Annotated in this window: 17 protein-coding genes and 1 pseudogene; 11 read left to right on the top strand and 7 right to left on the bottom strand. The window is 67.9% G+C overall.

Annotated features, from left to right (window positions below):
• Positions 1–10: 10 nt before the first annotated feature.
• Both ACE3TH_RS06100 and rarD read left to right on the top strand, forming a co-directional pair.
• The gene (locus ACE3TH_RS06100) at positions 11–1,057 is read left to right on the top strand and encodes an aspartate-semialdehyde dehydrogenase (RefSeq protein WP_374598351.1); all 1,047 of its coding nucleotides are present in this window, start codon (positions 11–13) and stop codon (positions 1,055–1,057) included.
• A 4-nt stretch (positions 1,058–1,061) separates the two neighbouring features.
• Positions 1,062–2,000: pseudogene (gene rarD / locus ACE3TH_RS06095) on the top strand (EamA family transporter RarD); the annotation flags it as partial.
• Here the strand turns inward: rarD and ACE3TH_RS06090 are convergent.
• Together ACE3TH_RS06090 and ACE3TH_RS06085 are read right to left on the bottom strand one after the other, a co-directional pair.
• Entirely contained in the window at positions 1,894–3,138 is a 1,245-nt protein-coding gene (locus ACE3TH_RS06090; protein WP_374598349.1) for a serine hydrolase domain-containing protein, read from the bottom strand. The pseudogene rarD and the gene ACE3TH_RS06090 overlap by 107 nt on opposite strands.
• Before the next feature lie 9 nt (positions 3,139–3,147).
• Positions 3,148–4,386 (bottom strand): NAD(P)/FAD-dependent oxidoreductase, encoded by a 1,239-nt coding sequence (locus tag ACE3TH_RS06085; protein ID WP_374598347.1) that lies wholly within the window; start codon positions 4,384–4,386, stop codon positions 3,148–3,150.
• 46 nt (positions 4,387–4,432) lie between these two features.
• Here ACE3TH_RS06085 and greA point away from each other — a divergent pair, with 46 nt between their 5' ends.
• Positions 4,433–4,909 (top strand): transcription elongation factor GreA, encoded by a 477-nt coding sequence (gene greA / locus ACE3TH_RS06080; protein WP_374598345.1) that lies wholly within the window; start codon positions 4,433–4,435, stop codon positions 4,907–4,909.
• A gap of 97 nt (positions 4,910–5,006) precedes the next feature.
• The gene (locus ACE3TH_RS06075; RefSeq protein WP_296165284.1) at positions 5,007–5,156 is read left to right on the top strand and encodes a hypothetical protein; all 150 of its coding nucleotides are present in this window, start codon (positions 5,007–5,009) and stop codon (positions 5,154–5,156) included.
• Positions 5,157–5,159: 3 nt separating this feature from the next.
• On the opposite strand, the gene ACE3TH_RS06070 is transcribed toward ACE3TH_RS06075, so the two are convergent.
• From ACE3TH_RS06070 to groES, 4 genes are all read right to left on the bottom strand, one after another.
• Complete coding sequence (locus ACE3TH_RS06070; RefSeq protein ID WP_374598343.1) at positions 5,160–6,350, bottom strand: DUF1501 domain-containing protein; 1,191 nt, start codon at positions 6,348–6,350, stop codon at positions 5,160–5,162.
• Entirely contained in the window at positions 6,347–7,930 is a 1,584-nt protein-coding gene (locus tag ACE3TH_RS06065; protein WP_374598341.1) for a DUF1800 family protein, read from the bottom strand. The genes ACE3TH_RS06070 and ACE3TH_RS06065 overlap by 4 nt, the downstream gene beginning before the upstream one ends.
• 122 nt (positions 7,931–8,052) lie before the next feature.
• Complete coding sequence (groL, locus tag ACE3TH_RS06060) at positions 8,053–9,702, bottom strand: chaperonin GroEL (RefSeq protein ID WP_374598339.1); 1,650 nt, start codon at positions 9,700–9,702, stop codon at positions 8,053–8,055.
• Between the two features lie 53 nt (positions 9,703–9,755).
• A complete protein-coding gene (groES, locus tag ACE3TH_RS06055; RefSeq protein WP_292170086.1) occupies positions 9,756–10,043 on the bottom strand; it encodes a co-chaperone GroES in 288 nt (95 codons plus the stop codon).
• Positions 10,044–10,338: 295 nt separating this feature from the next.
• Here groES and ACE3TH_RS06050 point away from each other — a divergent pair, with 295 nt between their 5' ends.
• The gene (locus ACE3TH_RS06050) at positions 10,339–10,773 is read left to right on the top strand and encodes a hypothetical protein (RefSeq protein ID WP_374598337.1); all 435 of its coding nucleotides are present in this window, start codon (positions 10,339–10,341) and stop codon (positions 10,771–10,773) included.
• A 91-nt stretch (positions 10,774–10,864) separates the two neighbouring features.
• Here the strand turns inward: ACE3TH_RS06050 and pgi are convergent, their stop codons facing one another.
• The gene (pgi, locus tag ACE3TH_RS06045; RefSeq protein WP_374598335.1) at positions 10,865–12,490 is read right to left on the bottom strand and encodes a glucose-6-phosphate isomerase; all 1,626 of its coding nucleotides are present in this window, start codon (positions 12,488–12,490) and stop codon (positions 10,865–10,867) included.
• A gap of 105 nt (positions 12,491–12,595) precedes the next feature.
• On the opposite strand from pgi, the gene ACE3TH_RS06040 reads away from it, so the two are divergent.
• From ACE3TH_RS06040 to gshB, 6 genes are all read left to right on the top strand, one after another.
• Positions 12,596–13,072 (top strand): hypothetical protein, encoded by a 477-nt coding sequence (locus tag ACE3TH_RS06040; protein ID WP_374598333.1) that lies wholly within the window; start codon positions 12,596–12,598, stop codon positions 13,070–13,072.
• 49 nt (positions 13,073–13,121) lie between these two features.
• The gene (gene hemW, locus ACE3TH_RS06035; RefSeq protein WP_374598331.1) at positions 13,122–14,276 is read left to right on the top strand and encodes a radical SAM family heme chaperone HemW; all 1,155 of its coding nucleotides are present in this window, start codon (positions 13,122–13,124) and stop codon (positions 14,274–14,276) included.
• Positions 14,277–14,599: 323 nt separating this feature from the next.
• Positions 14,600–15,472 carry a 16S rRNA (cytidine(1402)-2'-O)-methyltransferase gene (rsmI, locus tag ACE3TH_RS06030; RefSeq protein WP_374598329.1) on the top strand — a complete coding sequence of 291 codons (873 nt, stop codon included), beginning with the start codon at positions 14,600–14,602 and terminating at the stop codon, positions 15,470–15,472.
• A complete protein-coding gene (locus ACE3TH_RS06025; RefSeq protein WP_374598327.1) occupies positions 15,469–15,897 on the top strand; it encodes a YraN family protein in 429 nt (142 codons plus the stop codon). The genes rsmI and ACE3TH_RS06025 overlap by 4 nt, the downstream gene beginning before the upstream one ends.
• A 27-nt stretch (positions 15,898–15,924) precedes the next feature.
• Positions 15,925–16,740 (top strand): transglutaminase family protein, encoded by an 816-nt coding sequence (locus ACE3TH_RS06020; RefSeq protein ID WP_374598325.1) that lies wholly within the window; start codon positions 15,925–15,927, stop codon positions 16,738–16,740.
• 69 nt (positions 16,741–16,809) lie between these two features.
• On the top strand, positions 16,810–17,757 hold the full coding sequence (gene gshB, locus ACE3TH_RS06015) for a glutathione synthase (RefSeq protein WP_374598323.1): 948 nt from the start codon (positions 16,810–16,812) through the stop codon (positions 17,755–17,757).
• The last annotated feature ends 39 nt before the right edge of the window (positions 17,758–17,796 follow it).

Below are 17,796 nucleotides of genomic sequence, written 5' to 3'. Positions count from 1 at the left end.
ACACACCAATATGAGCTACAAGGTCGCCATCGTGGGCGCTACCGGCAACGTCGGGCGCGAAATGCTGAACATCCTGGAAGAGCTGAACTTCCCTGTGGCCGAGATGCACGCTGTCGCCTCGCGCCGGTCCAAGGGTGTCGAGGTGTCCTGGGGCGACAAGACGATCAAATGCCAGGATATCGACAGCTTCGATTTCTCGCAGGTCGACCTGGTCCTGATGAGCGCCGGCGGCGACGCCTCGCGCGCCTGGTCCGAGAAGATCGGCAAGCTGGGTCCCATCGTCATCGACAATTCCTCGGCCTTCCGCATGGACCCAGACGTGCCCCTGATCGTGCCGGAGGTGAACCCCGACGACATCAAGCTGGCCACCAAGAAAAACATCGTCGCCAACCCCAACTGCTCGACGGCGCAGCTGGTCGTGGCTCTGAAGCCGCTGCACGACGCGGCGAAGATCAAGCGCGCGGTGGTCTCGACCTATCAATCGGTGTCGGGCGCGGGCAAGGCGGGCATGGACGAGCTGTGGAACCAGACCAAGGCCATCTATGGCCTGGGCGACGCCAAGCCCAAGCTGTTCCCCAAACAGATCGCCTTCAACGTCATTCCCTTCATCGGCTCCTTCCGCGACGACGGCTTCACCGATGAAGAGGCCAAGATGTGGAATGAGACCCACAAGATGCTGGACCCGTCGATCAAGCTGACGGTCACCTGCGTGCGCGTGCCAGTCTTCGTCGGACACTCCGAGGCGGTGGCGCTGGAGTTCGACAAGCCGATCACTCCGGACGAGGCCCGCGCCATCCTGCGCGATGCGCCCGGCATCCAGGTCATCGATAAGCAGGAGCACGACGGCTACATCACCCCCGTCGATGCCGCCGGCGAACACGACGTCTACGTCAGCCGCATCCGCAAGGACCCCTCGGTCGAGAACGGCCTGATGCTGTGGATCGTGGGGGACAACCTGCGCAAGGGCGCGGCCCTGAACGCCGTCCAGATTGCTCAGCTGCTGGACGAGACCGGGACGATCAAGCCGTCGTCGGGCTATCGCACCCTGACGGTCTGAGGTCGTGACCACCGCCCCGGCCGGGGAGGATCGCAAGGCCCTGATCGCGGGCGTCGCCTGCTACGCCATCTGGGGCTTCATCCCGCTGGTGTTCCAGGCGATGGACCGGGCCGGGGCCGACGCGTTCGAGATCATGGCCCACCGCACCGCCTGGGCCGTGCTGTGGGCCGGGGCGCTGGTGCTGGTGGTCCGTCAGGGCGGGCAGGTGATGCAGGCCCTGCGTTCGCCACGCGTCATGGGCTGGATCGCTCTATCGACGACGCTGATCGCGGTGAACTGGACCACCTATGTCATCGCCGTGAACAACGGCCGGACGCTGGACGCCAGCCTGGGCTATTACCTCAACCCCCTGCTCAACATGGCGGCGGGGGCCTGGCTGTTCCGCGAGAAGATCACGCGCACGGGCATGATCGCCATCGCCCTGGCCGGCTGCGGGGTGGTGCTTCAGGCCGTGGCCCTGGGGCATCTGCCCTGGGTGTCTCTGCTGCTGGCCACGACGTTCTGTGCCTATGGGGTGATCCGCAAGCGGGTGTCCGTGGACGCCCAGAGCGGCCTGTTCCTGGAATGCCTGCTGCTGGCCGGGCCCGGCCTGGCCTGGGTGCTTTGGATCGCGTCCCAGAGTCAGGGCCATTTCGGCCAGTCGACGGCGGCGACCCTGTGGCTCCTGGCGGCCGGGCCGATCACCGTGGTGCCGATGGTGCTGTTCGCCTGGGCCGCGCGCCGCATGCCGCTGTCGACCATGGGTTTCCTGCAGTTCCTGGCCCCTACCATCGTTTTCGTCATCGGAGTCAGTCAGGGCGAACCCTTCGGCCTGCTGCGGGCCATATCGTTCGCCTTCATCTGGGCCGGGGCCGTCGTCTTCGCCATCGGAGCCGTCCGGTCGCGGCGCAAGGCTGTCGTCGCCCCGGAGCCCGGCCTGCTGGACGATCCCGCCGAGGACCGCAGCCGTCAGCGGGAAGCGTAAGCGCTTCGATCAGGCGCGTCGCGCGCGGGTCGCCCAGCAGGTGCGGCGACTGGCGGGTCATGACATAGGCCGCCGACACCCGCGCGCCCGGATCAGCCAGGGCGCAGCTGCCGCCCCAGCCACAGTGTCCCAGCGTCTCCGGCTTGGGACCGAAGATGTTCAGCCGCTCGTTGCGCATCACTCCCGCCGCCCAGCTGACATCGAAGGGCACGACCCGGTCCAGCCCCGCGATCCGCTCACGGCGCATCTGGTTCAGCGTATCGGGTGACAGAACCGTCCGCCCGTCCAGCGCGCCCGTTGTCAGCACGCTCATGAACCGCGCCAGATCGGCGGCGGTGGCGTGCATATTGGCCGATGGAATCTCCATGGTCCGCCATTCGGTCGAGCCCCGCCCGCCGGGGGCCGAGCCCTTGTCCAGAAACGCCGCGCGCTTGACCGCATCGATGACGCCCAGATCAGGAGCCGAGGCGGGCTTGCGCATCTGGGCCACCCGCCCATGCTCGGCCTCGGGCAGGCCGATCCACAGGTCCAGGCCCGGAAAATCCTGACGCAGGGCCGTGCCCATCGTTCGCCCGTCCACGATGCGGAACAGCTCACCCGCCAGATAGCCGATGGTGATGGGGTGATAGCCGCTGGCCGTGCCCGGCGGCCACATGGGAGCCTGGGCGCACAGCTGGTCCAGCACCGCCGGCCGGTCGAACCAGATGGTCGGATCGACCGCCTCCGAAAAACCGGGCAGGCCCGACTGATGGCTCATCATCTGGGCGACGGTGATGGCCTCCTTGCCGTTCTGACCAAAGGCGGGCCAGTAGCGAGAGACCGGCGCGTCATAGTCCAGCAGGCCGCGCTCCACGCAGGTGGCGATCAGGGTCGCCATCACCGCCTTGCCGGTCGAGAAGACGGGGGTCAGGGTCTCGGGACCATAGGCCACGGTCCGCGCCGCATCGGCCCAACCGCCCATCAGATCGATGACCACCTCGCCGTCGATACAGACGCTGAACCGCGCGCCCTGTTCGTTCAGCCCCTCGGGCGCATCGGTGAAGTTGGCGGCGAAGGCGTCCTTCACGGCGGCGAAGCGCGGCGGGCACAGGCCCTGGATGTCAGGCAGGTCGGTCATGCAAGGGTTCTAGCGAGCGGCGTCGTCTGCGTCACGCGCCAGCCAGGCCAGCACCCCGTCCGCCGCCACGACACCCGAGGCCATCGTCGCCTGCAACAGATAGCCACCGGTCGGGGCCTCCCAGTCCAGCATTTCTCCGGCCACGAAGACACCAGGCAGGGCCTTCAGCATCAGGCCCTCGTCGACCTGATCCAGACGAATGCCGCCCGCCGAGGATATGGCCCGATCCAGTCCCTGAACCCCGGTCAGGGTCAGGCGCACCGCCTTGATCCGCTTGGCCAGCTTTTCGGTACCCAGCGGCAGCTCGCCGGGAATTTCGCGCAGCAGGCCGACCGCCACCGGTGACAGGCCGCCGGCCTTTCTCAGCCAGTTTGTGACGCTGTCCTTGCCGCGCGGCCTAGCCAGCCGCTGGGCCAGCGCTTCCTCGCTGAGGTCGGGCCGCAGGTCGACGACGACGGTGGTGGTGCCGTCGCGCTCGATCGCATCGCGCAGGCCTGCCGACAGGGCATAGACCGCGCCGCCTTCCAGACCGTAGCGGGTGATCATGGCCTCGCCGCGCACCGTCTCGCCATCGTGGGTCAGGGCGATGGGCTTCAGCGGCTGGCCCGCGAAACGCTCGGCGAAAATCTCGGTCCAGGCCAGGTCGAAGCCGACGTTGGAGGGGCGGAACGGCGCGACCTCGACCCCGTCCGCCATCAAACCCTCGCGCCAGGCTCCGTCCGACCCCAGTCTCGGCCAACTGGCGCCGCCCAGCGCCAGCACCACCGCATCAGGCCGCTCGATCCGCTCGCCGTCGGGTGTGGCAAAGACAAAGCCGCCGTCGCGCCGCCCGATCCAGCGCGAGCGCGTCCGCACCTCGACCCCCAGCTCCGCCAGTCGTCCCAGCCAGGCCCTCAGCAACGGCGAGGCCTTCATCGCGCGCGGAAAGACCCGCCCCGACGACCCCGTGAACACCGGCTGGCCCAGCCCCTCGGCCCAGCCAATCAGATGTGTCGGCGAAAACTGCTCCAGCCACGAGGCCGCCGTTGCTGACGCCTCGCGGTACCGCGCCGTGAAGGCCTCGATCCCTTCGGAATGGGTCAGGTTCAGCCCGCCGCGTCCGGCCATCAGCAGCTTGCGCCCGACCGACGGCATGGCGTCATGCGACACGACCGCCACCCCGGCCCGTGCCAGCCGCTCGGCCGCCATCAACCCTGCGGGTCCTGCCCCGATGACGTGGACGGTTGGTGAGGCGGCGCGGTCGGTCATGGCGTCTTCCTAGCGGCAAGCGTCATCAACGCCTATCTTCTGTCGCATGAGTGTCGCCTTCACCCGCGAGGAGGATCTGGAGGCCACGGCCGCCGACCTTCCCGACCGTCCCATTTCGCCCCACCCCAATCTGGTCACCCCCTCGGGCCTGGCCGCGATCGACGACGCCCTGGCCTCCGCGCGCGCCGCCTATTCCGCGGCCCAGGCGCACGGGGACATCGAGGTCGACCGCACCGCCATGGCGCGCGCCACGCGCGACCTGCGCTACTGGTCCGCCCGCCGCGCCTCGGCCCAGCTGGTGGAGACCCAGCCCGATGGCCGCGTCCGCTTTGGCGGCTCCGTCACCATCGAACGCGACGACGGCCGCACCCAGACGTGGCGCATCACCGGCGAGGACGAGGCCGATCCCGCCAGCGGCTCCGTCAGCCACGTCTCGCCCCTGTCGGTCGCCCTGATGGGAAAGCGCGTCGGCGACGAGGCGGTTGTTGCGGGCCAGACGGTGGAGATCGTTGCCGTCGATTGACCGTCCGCCCACGGTAGAGGTTGTCCCCCACGCCCGCTTGCCCCACCTTGTCAGGAACGTCGCGCTGCCAGCGCCAAAAAGTGAAAGACCTTCCTTCATGGCCCGTAAGCCCAACTACAGTTTCGAGCGTCAGGAACGCGAGCGCGCCGAGGCCAAGAAGGCCGCCGAGAAAGCCGCCGCCAAGGCCGAAAAGAAGGCCGCCGCCGCCGCCCGCAAGGAAGCCGGCCTGCCCCCGCTGGAGGACTGAGGCCTAGACCAACCCTGTGAGGGCCGGAGCCTCGGCCGCGCTGTCGGGGAAGACGCGGGCATCCAGTGCGGCCCGGTCCACACCCAGGTGGTCGCGCAGCACCCCCTTGAACACAGACCGCACATCCAGTGTCGGGGCCAGGTCGCGGTTCTCGAACAGGCGGTTGTCGGCCAGGGTCGGCCAGTCGTCGATGGGCCCGCCGGGCTTGAGCGCTCCACCCGCCAGCAGCAGGGATGAGGCCGTGCCGTGATCGGTGCCTTGGGTGCCGTTGACGCGCGCGGTACGCCCGAATTCGGTGGCGACCACCAGCACGGTCTGGCTCCATTGCGGCCCCAGGCCGGTACGGATGCCTCCGATCAGGGCGTCCAGCCCGTCCAGCCGGGTCTGCAGCTGCGCATTCTGGCGTGCATGGGTGTCCCAACCGTCGACCGACAGGGCCACGACATCGGCCCCCTGATCGCCGGTCATCAGCCTTGCGACCGCCTGACCCAGACCGGCGACATCGGCCCGGCGCAGGGGCGTGCCATCGCTCATGGCCGAGGCCAGCGCCTCGGTCTCCAGCCCGCGCGCCAAGCTCGTGCCTAGCATCGGATCCTCGACATAGAGGTCCTGCAGCAGGGAGGCTATGCGGTCCTCGCCCTTGACCTGACCGCCGGGGGCCCAGCTGGAGGTCTCGGCCCGACCGCGCAGGATCAGCGGCGTCTGCGCGCCGATCGACAGGCCTTTCAGCGCCCCCTGACCGCCTGACGAAACCAGCGCACGGTTCAGCCAGCCGTCGGATTGCGCTCTCAAACCCTCGCCGCCGTTCTCCAGAACGTCTTGGGCATCAAAATGCGAGCGGATGCGGACTGGGATGGCGACGGCAGGCGCGAACCGCATCTGCCCCTCGCCATAAATCTGATGCAGGGTCGTAAGGGCCGGGTGCAGGCCAAAGCCCTCGGACAGGGCCAACGCCCCGTCCGCCTCTCCGGGCGCGCCGATGGCCAGCGCTCCGCGCAAGGCGCGATAGTGGGCATCGCCATAGGGGACCGTCACCGACAGCCCGTCCATGGCTCCGCGTGCGATGACGACGACCAGCTTGGGCCGGGTCGAGGCCGATTGCGCCGCCACCCGTCCGGCATAGGCCAGGCCGACACCGGCGGCCCCAAGGCCGCCCAGCAGCAGGCGGCGGTTCATCTGGATCATCTGGGTCATCGACGTTGGAACTCCGGCGACATCAGGAACAGGGTCAGGGCTTCGGCACGGCTCTCCGCGCGGGCGATGGCCAGTCGACTGCGCTCGCCCAGACGCGGACCCAGGGCGGCCGCAGCCACGGCCTCGGCGTCGGTGTCGGTGGCGCGATCGCCGACGGTTTTGGCCCAGTTCAGCCGCTTGACCAGGGCATCCGGACCCGCCCAGTCCGCCGCCGTGTCGGGCCAGCCTTCGGGCGAGGGGGCGGAAAAGGCCGGTTGCCCCATCTGGACCAGGGCCTGCTGCAAGGGTTGCGGCCGCTGTGGCCGGGTGCCGAGCGCACGGTGGGTAGAGACGATGAACTCATAGGGCGTCTTGATCTTGGAGGCCTGCGGCTCCCATGCCTCCGGGGCCTCGATCAAGGCGCGCGCTACCTGCGCCAGGTCGCCGCGTGACGACGTCCAGGCCGCCTCCAGCTTCTGCACCAGGGTCGGCGGCGGCTCATCGGCCACGAAATGGCGGGCCAGGTTGTGGCTCAACCTGCGGGCCGTCTGCGGCGTATTGGCGAGGTCACGCAGGATCGCCCGACCCTGTTCGGCACCGCCTTCCGCATAGGTTTTGCCCAGAACCGTCCGCGTGCCGGGTTCGTGGACGACCGCACGAAAGACAAAGCCGTTCCCGGCGGGTGCCTCGGCCATGGCGGCGGCGCGTCTGCCGCGCCCCTGACCCCCGCCCTGACCCCTGCCTTGGCCTCGACCCTGTCCGCTACCGCCGCGACCGGTGGGAATCGACCAGCCGGTCAGCGCCCGCGCCAGTTCGGTCACGTCGGCCTGGGTGTAGCCGCCGTCAGAACCCAAAGTGTGCAACTCCAGGATTTCCCGCGCCAGATTCTCGTTCAGCCCGGCATTGCGCCTCTGGCCCGCGACGCTGTTAGGGCCCACGGATTGGGCCTGATCCAGATAGGTCAGCATGGCCGGATGACTCTCGGCCGCCAGCACCAGGTCCTCGAACCGACCAAACACATGCGGCCGGATGGCCTCGCGCTCATAGGGGCCGATGAAGACGCCGGACTGGAATTTGGTCGCGGATACCGTGAAGGCATTGGCCCAGAACAGGGCCCAGCGTTCTGCGAATCCGTCGGGCGTCGTCGCCCCCAGATCGGCCCGGGCCACAAACTCCCGCGCCGTCTCCTGCGCCAGATCGCGCCGGCTCTCGCGCCGTGCATCGAAGGCGGCCTGAGCCTCGTCCGACATAGGCGCGGTCTGAGCCGGGCTCTGTCCCTGTTGCGCCATAGCCGACATCGCCGCACCCTCGGCCATAGGCTCAGCCATGGCACCATCGGGCGTGACAGTTCCGGAGACCGCGCTTTCCTGACGACGAATCTGTCTCCTCTGCTGGCCCGTCTGCTGATAGGCGAGCCAGTCCTGCACCCGCTCATCAGTGGTCGGCAGGTCGCCCTGCGGCAGCGGCGCACCGCCCGGCCTGATCTGCGCCGTCAGCCAGCCATGCGCGTCGTCGCCGACGGCCTCTATCTCTCCGGCTCGCGCCCCCAGACCGAACCGGGTCAGGGCAATGGCTGCGTTCAGGCTGGCACTCTGTGACATCCGCCGTCTCCTTGCCGCCCCCGATCCATCAACGCGCCTGACGAGTGAATCCGTCGGACAGCAAAGAGGCGGGCCCGTTTCCGGACCCGCCCTCCTGTTGGTTCAGCGTGAGCAGGCGTGGATCAGAAGTCCATGCCGCCCATGCCGCCGCCCATGCCGCCCATGTCGGGGGCACCGCCGCCGGACGCCTTCTTGGGCGCGTCGGCGACAGCGGCTTCGGTCGTGATCAGGATGCCGGCCACGGAGGCGGCGTCCTGCAGCGCGGTGCGGACCACCTTGGCAGGGTCGATCACGCCCATCTGCACTAGGTCGCCGTACTGCTCGGTCTGGGCATTGAAGCCGAACGACTTGTCGGCGTTCTCCAACACCTTGCCGACCACGATCGAGCCTTCGACCCCGGCGTTTTCCGAGATCTGACGGATCGGGGCCTGGATAGCGCGGCGGATGATGGCGATGCCGGCGGTCTGATCGGCGTTGTCGCCGGTCATGCCTTCCAGGGCCTTGGTCGCCTTAAGCAGGGCGATACCACCGCCGGGGACGATGCCTTCTTCAACGGCTGCACGCGTGGCGTTCAGCGCGTCGTCGACGCGGTCCTTCTTCTCCTTGACCTCGACCTCGGTCGAGCCACCGACGCGGATGACCGCAACGCCGCCGGCCAGCTTGGCCAGACGTTCCTGCAGCTTTTCCTTGTCGTAGTCCGAAGTGGTGTCCTCGATCTGGCGCTTGATCTGGCCGATGCGGGCCTCGATCTCGTCCTTGCCGCCGACGCCGTCCACGATGGTGGTGTCGTCCTTGGTGATCGTGACCTTCTTGGCCTTGCCCAGCATGTCGAGGGTGACGTTTTCCAGCTTGATGCCCAGGTCTTCCGAAATGACCTGGCCGCCCGTCAGGACGGCGATGTCTTCCAGCATGGCCTTGCGGCGGTCACCGAAGCCCGGAGCCTTGACGGCGGCGACGCGCAGGCCGCCGCGCAGCTTGTTGACCACCAGGGTGGCCAGAGCCTCGCCTTCGATGTCCTCGGCGATGATGACCAGCGGGCGACCCGACTGGACCACGGCTTCCAGGATCGGCAGCATGGCCTGCAGCGACGACAGCTTCTTCTCGTGCAGCAGAATCATCGGCTCTTCGAGCTCGACCTGCATTTTGTCGGCGTTGGTGATGAAGTAGGGCGACAGGTAGCCGCGGTCGAACTGCATGCCTTCGACGACGTCCAGCTCGGTCTCGGCGGTCTTGGCCTCTTCAACCGTGATGACGCCTTCGTTGCCGACCTTTTCCATGGCCTTGGCGATCATCTCGCCGACCTCGGAGTCACCGTTGGCCGAGATGGTGCCGACCTGGGCGATTTCGGAGTTGGCCGAGACCTTCTTGGAAGAGGTCTTGATGTCGGCGATGACGGCGGCCACGGCTTTGTCGATGCCGCGCTTCAGGTCCATCGGGTTCATGCCGGCGGCGACGGACTTCAGGCCTTCCTGCACGATGGACTGTGCCAGAACGGTCGCGGTGGTGGTGCCGTCACCCGCCTTGTCGTTCGTCTTCGAAGCGACTTCGCGGATCATCTGGGCGCCCATGTTCTCGAAGGCGTCTTCCAGCTCGATTTCCTTGGCGACCGAGACACCGTCCTTGGTCGAGCGCGGGGCACCGAAGGACTTCTGGATGACGACGTTGCGGCCCTTGGGACCCAGGGTGACCTTGACCGCATTGGCCAGGACGTTGACGCCGCGCAGCATCTTCTCGCGCGCGTCGGTAGAGAATTGAACTTGTTTGGCAGCCATCAGGCAGCTCCTAAGCTTGGATTGTCAGGGAAAAGAGGATCGACGCGGGGGGCTTAGGACAGCACGCCCAGGACGTCGGATTCCTTCATGATGATCAGATCTTCGCCTTCCAGCTTGACCTCGGTGCCCGACCACTTGCCGAACAGGATGCGGTCGCCGGCCTTCAGCTCCAGGGCATTGACGGTGCCGCGCTCGTCACGGACGCCGGGTCCGACGGCGACGACTTCGCCTTCCTGGGGCTTTTCCTTGGCGGTGTCGGGGATGATGATCCCGCCCTTGGTCTTGGATTCTTCTTCCACGCGCTTGACCAGCACGCGATCGCCGAGGGGACGAAACGCCATCTGTGTGTTCTCCGATGAAGTCTTCTAAGGATTCTTCGTCAGTTCCCCCGGATCGGCCGTTTTGGCAGCCGCCACCCGAGAGTGCTAACGCGCCGGGGAAGTAGGGGGGGCACCCGCGCGCGTCAAGCGCCGCGGGGCATTCTTGCCCGCATTCGCTGATCAGGCCGCCTCCGATCCGTGACTTTGCGATGAACGCGCAATGAACGACCGCCTCGCAGGCCGTTCAGGCTGAGCCGTCTAGAATCTGGGTCATGTTCGGCATGGTGCCGCACGAAACAGTCCGGAAGGAATGATCATGACCATGTTTTCCAAGATCGCCCTTGCTTCGCCGGCCGTCATCGGTGCGGCGGCGCTCACCCTGATGTCGGCCAGCCCCGCCGACGCCCAGAGCTACCGCGATCGCGACAACAATACGGGCCGCGACGCCGTGGTTGGTGCCGTTGTCGGCGGTCTGGCCGGAGCCCTGATCGGCCAGGGTGATGGCAGCTATATCGCCGGTGGTGCACTGGCCGGCGCTGCCCTGGGGGCCGTATCGTCCAACAACAGTTCGGACTGCGGCTACTACCGCGGGGGCCGCTGCTACCGGAACCAGGGCCATTGGGAGCGCGAGCACGGCATCAACAGCCGCGACCCGCGCTGGGAGCAGCGTCGTGATTACCGCGAATACCGTCGCGATCGCCGCGACGAGCGCCGCTACAACCGCGACTACCGTTACGACCGTCGCTGGTAACAGCCTCCTGCCGGTCGCGTGAGTAGGACCGGCCGTCGAAGGCGAGGATGGGGCGGGGATCTTCGGGTCCCCGCCCTTTCTGCATCCGGATTCAGACCATCAGCCGCTTCATCAGTTCTGCCGTCGAGGCGTCCAGTCCTTCCGACGGTTCGCCGTTCTGAACGTCCGTCAGCACAGCCTTTGCCAGTTGTTTGCCCAGTTCGACGCCCCATTGGTCGAAGCTGTTGATGTCCCAGATCACACCCTCGACGAAGGTCTTGTGCTCATAAAGCGCCAGAAGAGCGCCGACCGCCTCGGGGCTCAGAGAGTCCATCAGGATGGTGGTCGAGGGCCGGTCGCCCGGGAAAGTCTTGTGTGGGGCCAGGCGGTCGGCTTCCGCCTCGTCCGCGCCCGCCGCAATCAGTTCGGCCCGCGCCTGGGCCTCCGTCTTGCCGATCATCAGAGCCTGGGCCTGGGCCAGGGCATTGGACCACAGGGGCGCATCGCCTTCGCGAGCGTCCACGGCGGCCTCGGACGTATGGCCGACCACCACGAGTTCGGCCGGGACCACCATCGGCCCCTGATGGATCTGTTGGAAAAAGGCGTGCTGGCCATTCGTTCCTGGTTCGCCGAAGACGATGGGACCTGTGGCCGTATCGACGGGGGTGCCGTCGCGCTTCACCCGCTTGCCGTTCGACTCCATCTCAAGCTGCTGCAGGAAGGCGGGCAGACGACGCAGGCCGTGGGCGTAGGGGGCGACGGTACGGGCATGCCTGGCGCGGCCCTCGACATTGTAGATTTGGGCGAGCGCCAGCACGATCGGCGCATTCACCTCGGGCGAGGCCTCCAGGAAATGCTGGTCCATGGCCCGCGCGCCGTCCAGCACCCGCTGGAACACGTCCCAGCCCAGGGCCACGGCGACCGACAGGCTGACCGACGACCACAGCGAATAACGCCCGCCGACCCAGTCGCGGAAACCGAAGGTGCGGCCACATCCCCAGGCTTCGGCTTTCTCCGGCGCGGCGGTGACCCCGACCAGATGCTTGACCATGCGGCGCGGCGACAGGCTCTCGGCCAACCACGCCTTGGCCAGTTCGGCATTGGCCAACGTCTCCTGGGTCGTAAAGGTCTTGGACACCACCACGATCAGCGTCGTCTCCGGGTCCAGTCCCGCCAGGGCCTCGGCCATGTCGCGGGGATCGATATTGGCCACGAAGCGCAACTGGATCGTCGGCTCCAGCGGCTTCAGCGCCTCCCACAGCAAACGCGGGCCCAGATCCGATCCGCCGATGCCGATGTGGACGATCGCATTGAACGGCTGGCGTGTGCCGCCGACCTCCGCGCCCGAGCCGATCGCCTGGGCATAGGCGGCGATCTGGTTACGGGTCTCGGCTACTTCCCTGGAGACCGGTTCGCCCAGGGCGTGGAAGTCGGCGTCATCGGCGGCGCGCAGCGCAGGGTGCAAGACGGCTCGGCCCTCGGTCACATTGACCGCCTTGCCCGCGAACAGGTCATCCCTGCGTCCCTCGATGTCGCAGGTCCGCGCCAGGTCCAGCGCCGCCTCGAAGCCTTCCAGGCTCCATGACTGTTTGGAGACGTCGAGATACAGCCCCGCCGCTTCGATGCCCATGCGCTGAACGCGGCCCGGATCGGTGGCGAACTGGTGCACGATGCGGGTGCCCTCGTCCTTGCGCGCGACGGCACGCAGCATGTCCAGGGCCTGGGTGCGAGGGGGCATGGGCATCACTCTGTTACGGGGCGGGTAAACCCTCGTTTACGGGTCAGGCGTAGAGGGGTTCAACCGCCGATTTGTGATTCGGCCCGAATAGAGATGAGGTTCGCCATGTCCTGCGGTGTCGCCCTGGCCGTTTCCCTCCTGCTCAGCGATCCGAATGTGGCCCTGGCCGCGGCCCAGCCGCCCGTCGTGGCCTCTGCGCCGGTGTCGGTGGCAGGCGAGCCTCTGTTCGTCGACATCGTCACCCGCTCGACCACGCTGAAGACCATGGCCGAGGGCTGGGGCACCTCCGGCCTGATCGAGCAGGACGGCTTCCTGACCGGTGCTGCCTTCGCCGACTTCAAGGTCCAGGCCACGGCGCTGGCCGAAATGGACATGCAGGGCCACCTGGTCCTGAAAGAGCGCGGCACCGACGGCGACTTGAAATGCATCCTGCGGGGCATCTCCGAGGACATGCCGAAAAAGGTCGCCGCCGTCGAAACTGCCACCACCGCTGCCGAGCGCCGCGTCGCACTGGACGAACTGGTTTATCTGCTCAACGACAACGTCGAAGTCATCACCGCCCCGCCTCAGCCCGAGGTGTGACCCAGTCCGCTTTCCCTCGCCACCGCAGAAGAGTGGTAAGACCCCGGGCATGTTTCTCAAGCCCGAAGAGCATGTCGCCCTCTATGTCCACTGGCCCTATTGCGCGCGCATCTGCCCCTATTGCGACTTCAACGTCGTGCGCGACCGGGGGCGGGAGCAGGAGCAGGCGGGTCTGATCGAGGCTATCCTCGCCGATCTGGAGGCGCAGGCCGTCCTGACCGGACCACGCCGTCTGGCCTCCATCTTCTTCGGCGGCGGTACGCCCTCCTTGCTGGACCCCGACGCCGTGGCCCGCATCACCGCCGCCGCCACGGCCCGGTTCGATCCCGAAGGCCCGATCGAGATCACGCTGGAGGCCAATCCTACGGATGCCGAGGCCGACCGGTTCGCGGCGCTGAGAGACGCCGGCATCAACCGCCTGTCCATGGGGGTCCAGGCGCTGGACGACGAGGCGCTGAAGTTTCTGGGCCGCAACCATTCGGCGGATGAGGCCCGGCGTGCTGTCGCCGTCGCCGCCCGCGCCTTCGACCGGCTGTCGATCGACCTGATCTATGCCCGCCCCGGCCAGACAGTCGCGACCTGGACCGAGGACCTGACCCAGGCGCTCGATCTGGGGTTCGAGCACGTCTCGCCCTATCAGCTGACCATCGAGCCCACGACCGCCTTTGGCCGCGCCGTCGCGCGCGGGGCCTGGTCGCCGCCGGACGAGGATCTGGCGGCCGACCTCTATGAGACGACGCAGACCGTGCTCCAGGCCGCCGGGTTCGAAGCCTATGAGGTCTCTAACCATGCGCGCGGTATCGCGGCCCGCTCCAACCACAACCTGCATGTCTGGCGCGGCGGCGACTATCTGGGCCTCGGCCCCGGTGCCCACGGTCGCCTGACCCTGGACGGCACCCGCACCGCCACCGTCGCCCACCGGGGCATCGCCGACTATGTCACCGGCGTCGCGGCCGGAACGCCCTGGACCGAACAGCAGCCCCTCACCCCCACCGACGCCGCCGAGGAAAAGGTCCTGCTCGGCCTACGCACGGTCGAGGGCGTGGCGCTGGCCGAACTCGCGACGCTGGAGCGAACAGTCGCGGCGGGGCCGTTGGCAGACCTGATCGCCGACGGGTTTCTGGAGGTGGAGGCGGAACGGGTCCGCGCGACGGCGACGGGGCGGCCGGTGCTGGACAGTGTCCTGGGCAAGCTCCTGACTTAGCTCCAGGCGTGTAATCCGAACCCTGATCCCGTCCCTTCGCGCCCGTGAAGGGAGACATTGGACCCACAAGTCTGGCGCAAGGGCCGCATTCTCCTCACCACACACCCTGGCCGGGGTATAATCCCCGTCTGAACCCGCCGAACCCCGTCCACGCCGCGCTCAGCAGGTCTTCCACGCTTCGATCTCTTACGGCTTCACCTGCGCCCACAGGTAGAACCTTCGCGCGGCTAAGCTCAGTTTCACCCGAAACACGCGTCCGCACTTTTCTCGAGCGCCATGAAGACTCTCGACCCTGACCGCCCACGCTGGCAGGTTCGAGGCAGATGACCGAGCCCTCCACCTTTCCGCCTACCGCTCCGCCGCCGCGCCTGGTTTCGCCCGGCCTGTATCTGGTGGCCACGCCGATCGGGAATCTGCGCGACATGACGCTGCGGGCGCTGGACGTGCTTGCCGCCGCCGATCTGGTCCTGGCCGAGGATACGCGCGTTACCGGCAAGCTGCTGTCGGCCTATGGCCTCAAGGCTAAACTCGAACGCTGCGACGACCATGCCTCGGCCCGGGCGGCGGAACTGGCCATCGAAAAGCTGCGCGAAGGCGCGGTGGTGGCCCTGGTGTCGGATGCGGGCACGCCCCTGGTCAGCGACCCCGGCTTCGTCGTGGCCCGGGCGGTGATCGCCGAGGGCCTGCCGGTCCACCCCATCCCCGGCGCCTCCAGCCTGCTGGCCGCCCTGTGCATCGCGGGCCTGCCCGCAGACCGCGTGACCTTCGCGGGTTTCCTGCCGCCCAAATCCGGTGCCCGCCGGGCGGCGCTGGAAGAGCTGCGCACCACACGCCAGACCCTGGTCTTTTTCGAGAGCGGGCCGCGCCTGGCCGACAGTCTGGCCGACATGGCCGCCGTCCTCGGCCCCCGCCCCGCCGCCGTCGCCCGCGAACTGACCAAACTCTATGAAGAGTGCGTGCGCGGGACGCTGGATGAGCTGGCCACCGACCCCCGCTGCCAGTCGCCCAAGGGCGAGATCGTCATCGTCATCGGCCCGGGCGAGGTCGAGGTCGCCAGCGAGGCTGATACCGATGCCGCCCTGGCCGAGGCCATGACCCGCCTGCCGCCGGGCGAGGCCGCCGCCGAGGTGTCCCGCGCGCTCAACCTGCCCCGCAAGCCGCTCTACAAGCGGGCGCTGGAGATGCAGGGCCGGTGAGCCGCAAAGCCCCCCGGCTGAAACCCGCCCCCGTCGCGCGGGCCAAGCAGGGCTGGCGCATGACCCTGGGCCGCGACGCCCACCGCCAGGGTCACCGCTCCGAATGGCTGGCGGCGGTCTGGTTGATGATGAAGGGCTATCAGTTGCTCGGCTTTCGCCTGAAGACCCGCGCCGGCGAAATCGACATCCTGGCCCGCCGGGGCAAGACGCTGGCGGTCGTCGAGGTCAAGCGCCGCGCCACGGTCGATCGGGCGCTGCTCGCCATAGGCCCGGACCAGTACGACCGCCTGCTATCCGCCGGTCGCGCGGTGTTGCGCCAAAGACCCAGCTTGGCCGGTCATCTGCTGCGGATCGATATTGTGGCGCTGGCACCCGGAAGGTTTCCGGTTCATCGTCGCGGCATAGAGCCCATGGGGAGGGGCTGAAACGCAAGGGCCGGGAGGGGCCGGGGCATGACACGCGACGAGGCCATCGAAGTACTGACCCAGGCCGGTCAGGCCGAGGACGACGCCTTTCCGCTTCTGGACGCCGCCATCGCCTGCGCTATCCACGACGCCCCGCTGCGCGATCCCGCCCCCGTTCGCGCCCTGGCCGACCGCGCCGCCGAACGCCTGGCCGAGCGGCTCATCGAGGACGGCCCGGACGACGCCCTGTCCGAGACGATGTGCGGCGACTTCCGCCTGAACGGCGATCTGCTCCATCACGAGGACCCGGCCAATACCGACGTCATCGACATCGCCGAGCGCAGGCGCGGGCTGTCGGCGGCGCTCAGCGTCTTCTATCTGGATGCCGCCCGGCGCAACGACCTGCGGGCCGATGGCGTGGACTTTCCCGGCCACTTCCTGTTGCGGGTCGAAACCTCCGAGGGGCCGGTCGCCCTGGATCCCTTCAGCCAGGGTCGGCTGGTCCTGCCGTCCGAGCTCAGCCGTCGCGCGCTGCGGGCGGGCCTCACGCCCCACGTCGCCGACCGGCTGGATCTGCTGATGGCCCCGGTCAGCGACCGCGAGGCCCTGATCCGGCTGCAGAACATGGTCTTCGTCCGCGCCATCCACGCCCATGATTACGAAGGGGCCGAGCGGTCCGCCCTTCGTTGCGCTCTGCTGGATCCCGAGGATCACCGCCCGTGGCTGGACGTCGCCACCGCGCGCGAGAAACAGGGAGCCCTGACAGGCGCGCTGGCCGCCCTGGCCCAGGCCCGCACCCTGGACGACCCTCTGGCTGCACGCCGCCAGATCACCCTCGACCGGGTCCGGATGCGGCTGAACTAGGTCGATCCGCCTTGCGCCGCCCGCCCCGCCTGCCCATTAGTCTGGGCTGCGCAGTCGAGGACCGAGCTCATGAAAGTCGCCATCCAGATGGACCCCATCGAAGGGGTCAACATCGCCTCGGACACCACCTGGCTGATGGCGATGGAGGCGCAGAACCGGGGCTATTCGCTCTGGGTCTATGACTTCCGTACCCTGGCCCTGGACGAAGGCCGCCTGTACTGCCGCGCCCGCCCGGTGACGCTGAGGCAGGTTCAGGGCGACCACGTCACCTTCGGCGAGGAGGTCAAGCTGGACCTCGGCCGTGACGTCGACGTCATCCTGATGCGTCAGGATCCGCCCTTCGACATGGCCTATGTCACGGCCACCTATCTGCTGGAGACGGTTCACCCCCAGACCTTGGTCGTCAACGATCCGGCCCAGGTCCGCAGCGCGCCCGAAAAGCTGCTGGTCACCCACTTCCCAGACCTGACCCCGCCGACCCTGATCAGCTCGGACCCGGTCGCCCTGGTCGACTTCCACAAACGGCACGGCGATGTGGTGCTGAAACCCCTGCACGGCGCGGCCGGTTCTGGCGTCGTGCGGCTGAAGGCGGACGACCCCAATCTAGAGGCCCTGATCGAGATTCACGCCACCGGATCGCGCGACCCAGTGGTGATCCAGAAATTCCTGCCGGCGGTGTCAGCGGGCGACAAGCGCATCCTGCTGGTCGACGGCGAACCCGTCGGGGCCATCAACCGCGTGCCGCTGAAGGATCAGGTCCGCTCCAACCTGCGTGTCGGCGGCACGGCCGCGCCTGTCGAACTGACCCCGCGCGATCTGGAAATCTGCGCCGCCATCGGCCCGACTCTCAGAGAGCGCGGCCTGATCTTCGTCGGCATCGATGTGATCGGCGACTGGATGACCGAGATCAACGTCACCTCTCCAACAGGGGCGCAGCAGTTGAAGCAATTCAGCGGCGTCGATGCCGCCGCCCTGATGTGGGACGCCGTAGAGACACGGCGCATCCCGTCGGCATAACCGCGCTCTTGCAATCAGGTTGAGTTCATGGTTCGTTCT

It is taken from the genome of Brevundimonas sp. (genome assembly GCF_041919755.1).
In the GTDB taxonomy this organism is placed as follows: Bacteria; Pseudomonadota; Alphaproteobacteria; order Caulobacterales; family Caulobacteraceae; genus Brevundimonas.
Note: the sequence above shows the minus strand (reverse complement) of the source record. Positions and strands in the feature narration are given on the sequence as shown.

What these genes read in the sequence shown, in the direction of transcription:
- ACE3TH_RS06040 (WP_374598333.1), top strand. Translation starts at nt 12,596, where the DNA reads ATGTCCTGCGGTGTCGCCCTGGCCGTTTCCCTCCTGCTCAGCGATCCG.
- ACE3TH_RS06100 (WP_374598351.1), top strand. Translation starts at nt 11, where the DNA reads ATGAGCTACAAGGTCGCCATCGTGGGCGCTACCGGCAACGTCGGGCGC.
- ACE3TH_RS06065 (WP_374598341.1), bottom strand. Translation starts at nt 7,930, where the DNA reads ATGTCACAGAGTGCCAGCCTGAACGCAGCCATTGCCCTGACCCGGTTC.
- groL (WP_374598339.1), bottom strand. Translation starts at nt 9,702, where the DNA reads ATGGCTGCCAAACAAGTTCAATTCTCTACCGACGCGCGCGAGAAGATG.
- rsmI (WP_374598329.1), top strand. Translation starts at nt 14,600, where the DNA reads ATGACCGAGCCCTCCACCTTTCCGCCTACCGCTCCGCCGCCGCGCCTG.
- ACE3TH_RS06085 (WP_374598347.1), bottom strand. Translation starts at nt 4,386, where the DNA reads ATGACCGACCGCGCCGCCTCACCAACCGTCCACGTCATCGGGGCAGGA.
- ACE3TH_RS06050 (WP_374598337.1), top strand. Translation starts at nt 10,339, where the DNA reads ATGACCATGTTTTCCAAGATCGCCCTTGCTTCGCCGGCCGTCATCGGT.
- greA (WP_374598345.1), top strand. Translation starts at nt 4,433, where the DNA reads ATGAGTGTCGCCTTCACCCGCGAGGAGGATCTGGAGGCCACGGCCGCC.
- groES (WP_292170086.1), bottom strand. Translation starts at nt 10,043, where the DNA reads ATGGCGTTTCGTCCCCTCGGCGATCGCGTGCTGGTCAAGCGCGTGGAA.
- ACE3TH_RS06090 (WP_374598349.1), bottom strand. Translation starts at nt 3,138, where the DNA reads ATGACCGACCTGCCTGACATCCAGGGCCTGTGCCCGCCGCGCTTCGCC.
- hemW (WP_374598331.1), top strand. Translation starts at nt 13,122, where the DNA reads ATGTTTCTCAAGCCCGAAGAGCATGTCGCCCTCTATGTCCACTGGCCC.
- ACE3TH_RS06070 (WP_374598343.1), bottom strand. Translation starts at nt 6,350, where the DNA reads ATGACCCAGATGATCCAGATGAACCGCCGCCTGCTGCTGGGCGGCCTT.
- gshB (WP_374598323.1), top strand. Translation starts at nt 16,810, where the DNA reads ATGAAAGTCGCCATCCAGATGGACCCCATCGAAGGGGTCAACATCGCC.
- ACE3TH_RS06020 (WP_374598325.1), top strand. Translation starts at nt 15,925, where the DNA reads ATGACACGCGACGAGGCCATCGAAGTACTGACCCAGGCCGGTCAGGCC.
- ACE3TH_RS06075 (WP_296165284.1), top strand. Translation starts at nt 5,007, where the DNA reads ATGGCCCGTAAGCCCAACTACAGTTTCGAGCGTCAGGAACGCGAGCGC.
- pgi (WP_374598335.1), bottom strand. Translation starts at nt 12,490, where the DNA reads ATGCCCCCTCGCACCCAGGCCCTGGACATGCTGCGTGCCGTCGCGCGC.